General features: G+C 64.0%; 1 protein-coding gene. It reads left to right on the top strand.

The features are described 5' to 3' along the window. Positions 1-870: 870 nt before the first annotated feature. Positions 871-4,506, top strand: a 3,636-nt coding sequence (locus tag A5622_RS24380; RefSeq protein ID WP_156753078.1) for a hypothetical protein, incomplete at its 3' end; no start/stop codon positions are given.

Raw genomic sequence — 4,506 nt, 5'->3', positions numbered from 1 at the left:
GGCAATGATTCGTCGGGTAACGGACAGGCCGCACCGCCGCGTGATCAACGCCCGGTCGGTGTCCTTGAGGGTGGCGGGGGTGCGCCTGTCGAATCTGTTGGCAGACAGGAGAAGTCGCCGGGTCTTCTTCGGCTGCTGTCGGGCGACCAGCGTGAGGCTTGGGGCCGGCACCTAGATGAGCGTGCCGATGCTGCGCTTTCGGAGAAAGGTCGGGGCAAGCTGCCAGAGAATCGGTCGCGGCGACGGCTCGAGGCGTGGGACCGGTTCGTTGAGGCGTTCAATCGTTCGGTTGCGCCGGACGCTTCGACCGATGAACAGCATGCTCGCTCGACCAGTGGAGGGCTCGACGCCGCGCGCGACGGTCTGGCGCAATTAGACATCGAAGATCCAGATTCTCTTCTACTGGACTATCAAGACCGCGTGAGGGCGGCGCCGGGGGGGCCTACCACCGCCGCGGCGCTCGGTGCGCCGCAGGACGGCGTTGAGCCGCCGGGAACGTCGAGCACACATCAGACAGACACGGCGAACCGGCCCCATACCGACCTGCCCCCGTCTGACTCGGCGAAGGCCGATGGGCCCCCGCCCGTCCCGCAGCTGCCCGCCCGAACCGGCGACCACACACATGACTCCCAGCTGTCGGAGTCCAGCACGGCAAACCCCCCGCTACAGGGCCACGGCCCGGACTTTGCCGAACGAGTGTCTGAGCACGGGGCGGAATCGGGAGGCCCATCCAGCGCGCCGATTGAATCGATCCCGCCGGATGCGCACGGTACGCCCGGGGCGGCGCCATCGGCTCCAGTCGCGGAGCCTAGGCCGACGCGGATTTTGCAGCCTTCGGCGTTTCATTTGGGGGGCAAACGGTTTGGTGCGGTGCCGGTTGAGCCGGTCGGGCCGGTGTTGCCTAGCGGGCATACGTTGGAGTCGCTGGTTCAGCGGTATCCGTGGTTGGTCGAGGTGAATCCGCAGCGTGATGCTGGGGGGGCGATCACCAATTGTGTGATGAGTGCGTTTGCGTTTGTGCTTTCTGAGCGGGAGGGTCGCTCGTTTGAAGCCCCGCATACCGAGCCGTTGTTGGGTGTGGATCTGGTTAATTTCCACCGTGAGTCGTTGGGGTTGGGCGACGACGAGCATCAGGTGTCGCGGATTGCTGATTTCGCTTCGGCGGCTTCGGTGTTGGGTGCTGCGGGCCCGGGTGCGATGGCGTTGATCGCCGTGGGTGGCGGCGACGAGATCAACCATGTCTATGTCGGTGTGGTTGATGAGCGTGGGGTCAGTTTTGTTGATCCCCAACGCGGCACCTTGGCGGTGGACCCGACAAACGCCACCGCCTTGGCGATGTTGCCGCTGACCCAGGGGATCGGCCTGCCCGACGGTGCGCGGCTATTGAGTGCCGATGAAGTCGCATCGATGACCGAAAGACCGTTCGGCTCGGGGTTGGGACGTTCGGGATCGGCGCCACCGGATGTTGCGGCCGAGGGCTTCGATGATGCTCTTGAATACTTCGGTCCAGCTGGTGTTAGTGATGCTGTGGCCGGGTCGGTTCGAGAGGGCGACGAGGTGGCGCCGCCGCAATATGAGCAGCAAGCTGCGCCGTTGTCGCCTGCCCAGAGTGGGGAGGAGCTTCCGGCGTATGCAGATATTGGGGATAGGCCTCCGCGTTACCGCCGTCCGCCTGGTTTTCAAGAGTTCGTTTCGAGCGTTCATAGCGCGCTGGCAAGTGAGTTCGGCGAGCTGGCGAACTATGTCGGGAATCGTATCGAGCGCAGCTATGACACGTTAGGGCTGGGCCAACAGGCCTTGCCCGGTGAGGGTACCCCTGAGCGGGGTGTGCTCGAGGAGATGTTGTCTCGCGAGGTGGGTGAGCATCTTCGCGAGTTTGGGTCAATGGTTGTCCGGGTCCGAGACCGGCTGCAGACCGAGCGTGGCCATAGGCTGCCGACCGATGTTGTTGAGCACGCCGTTGCGCGCGTTTATTACGGGTCACGCCTAAGCGAGCAGACGTTGCCCGGCGAGGGTGCCCCGGAGCGGGGTGTGTTCGAGCAGACGTTGTCTCGCGAGGTGGGTGGGCACCTTCGCGGTCTGGAGGCAATGGTTGCCCGGGTCCAAGAAAGCTTGCAGGCCGAGTCCGGTGCGAAATTGCCGAACGATGTTGAGCACCGCATTGCGCGCATTTACGACGAATTGATGAGCCAGGGCGCCCGCCCTGGGGCCGAACTTGAGCAGAGGTTGCGCCGGAGGGTGCGTAATCACGTTCTGCAGCTTCAGGAAACGGTCGGGCGGGTCCGATACAGGCTGCAGACCGCGGGCGGCGTCGAACTGCCGGAGGATGTTGACGATCGGATCGGTCGAGCCTTTGACGACGCGTTTGCGCAGCTCCCGGGGGAGTTGCGTCGCAATTATGAGCGATCTGGGTGGAGCCCGACGTTGTGGAGGGAGGTGGATTACCGTGTGCGGGAAGAGCTGGGGCGAGCCGGCGGGCGCGTGGCGCCGTTCGACAGCCCACCGCGAGACGTCGGGGGCTCTGCTGGCCTGCCCCCTAAACACAAGCTGCTCGACCACATCCACCGCAGGCTAGAGCGCGCATTCCTCCAGCTTCCCGACGACGTTGATGACTGGATCGCTATGGCCTACGAGAGGCTGCCCGAGCCGAAGCGGGCCGAGCGTAGCTCTCGCCTCGAGTCCGGGTATGCGGCGGTGCGTGATCGGCTTGTGCAGTTGGGAATACCGACGAACCCCAGTTACAAAGACGCGTTGCGGCCTGTCGATTTCAACAAAACCGTCGCGCGGGTCGACAGCAGGCTGCGGGATTCGCTGCTGCGCAGGGATGCCGAATGGGGCACCGCGGATATCGAGGCGGCCTACGAGCACGCCTACTGGAAGATCCCCGCGGACGTGCGGGCAAACTATCTGAAGTCTGGTTGGAGCCGCACCGTCGACAAACAGGTGGAGTTCGAGGTACGTCGTCTGGTCGCTTTGCAGGATCCGGTGGGCTGGGAACGGTTCCAAACAGTGTGGCGCGGCCGGGGTGAGCCGCTTGATGTGGGCGGGGCTGCTGGGCTGCCGCCAAAGGACGTCGACTCCTTGGCTCGTCGGATCAGAACAAAGCTCCTTAAAACCTTCAATGACCTTCCCCCCGACATTGATGACTGGATTTTGATCGCCTATGAGGAGTTGCCCGAGCCGCTGCGCCGCGGGCATGCGAACGGCTTTACCGCCGGGGCGGAGGGCCAGATTTTGAAGATGGTGGGAGCGGCACTCAAGCAGCTGGAAGTATCGCGTGTGCCCACCCTTGGGCAGAGGGTTCGAAAGGTTGCTTCGGCGTTTCATTTGGGGGGCAAACGGTTTGGTGCGGTGCCGGTTGAGCCGGTCGGGCCGGTGTTGCCCAGCGGGCATACGTCGGAGTCGCTGGTTCAGCGGTATCCGTGGTTGGTCGAGGTGAATCCGCAGCGTGATGTTGGTGGGGCGATCACCAATTGTGTGATGAGTGCGTTTGCGTTTGTGCTTTCTGAGCGGGAGGGTCGCTCGTTTGAAGCCCCGCATACCGAGCCGTTGTTGGGTGTGGATCTGGTTAATTTCCACCGTGAGTCGTTGGGGTTGGGCGACGACGAGCATCAGGTGTCGCGGATTGCTGATTTCGCTTCGGCGGCTTCGGTGTTGGGTGCTGCGGGCCCGGGTGCGATGGCGTTGATCGCCGTGGGTGGCGGCGACGAGATCAACCATGTCTATGTCGGTGTGGTTGATGAGCGTGGGGTCAGTTTTGTTGATCCCCAACGCGGCACCTTGGCGGTGGACCCGACAAACGCCACCGCCTTGGCGATGTTGCCGCTGACCCAGGGGATCGGCCTGCCCGACGGTGCGCGGCTATTGAGTGCCGATGAAGTCGCATCGATGACCGAAAGACCGTTCGGCTCGCAGGAACCGATGAATCCGCCTGGTGAGGATAGTGACGGCCCGCGCCGATCGGGCCCGGTTCAAGGTGCGCCAAGTGTTTCTCGAAGTCCTCGGGTGATCCGGCGTCAGCCCGGCTATAGGGATCTTCGGTCGGCTTCGCTCGTTCCACATGACGAGGATGAATCGTCCCCGTCGGATGATGGGCATCTCGGGTCGGGGGGTAGCGACGACCGACTGATGACCGAATTGCCGGACAGGCACAGCGATTTTGACCGTTGGCGGACGCAGGGCGTGCCAGAGGCCGGTTCAGAGGTTAGCGGGCCGGCGCGCACAGCGGCCAGCAGTGATGGGGGGTCGCGGTCAGCGGAGCACCTTGAGTCCCGTGGCACCCATGAGGATGCCAGGGCAAGCGACGCGTTAGTGCAGGCGCTGGTGGAGCGGGCACGAGTGGTTGAGCTTGAGCGGGAGCGTTCGGGTCGCGGTCCGGTTGCCGAGGACCGGTTTGGTCCTGATCCGTTCGGGTTACGGGACCGCGATGCGAGTTTGACGCCGCAGTTGCTGCAAACGGTGCGCCTGGCCAGTGAGCCGACCGATCGGCTGGGCGGGTATTTCCGC

The organism is Mycobacterium sp. 1245801.1 (genome assembly GCF_001673055.1).
Lineage (GTDB): Bacteria > Actinomycetota > Actinomycetes > Mycobacteriales > Mycobacteriaceae > Mycobacterium > Mycobacterium europaeum_A.
The sequence above is the reverse complement of the archived record's forward strand: the minus strand, read 5'-3'. Positions and strand labels throughout refer to the sequence as shown.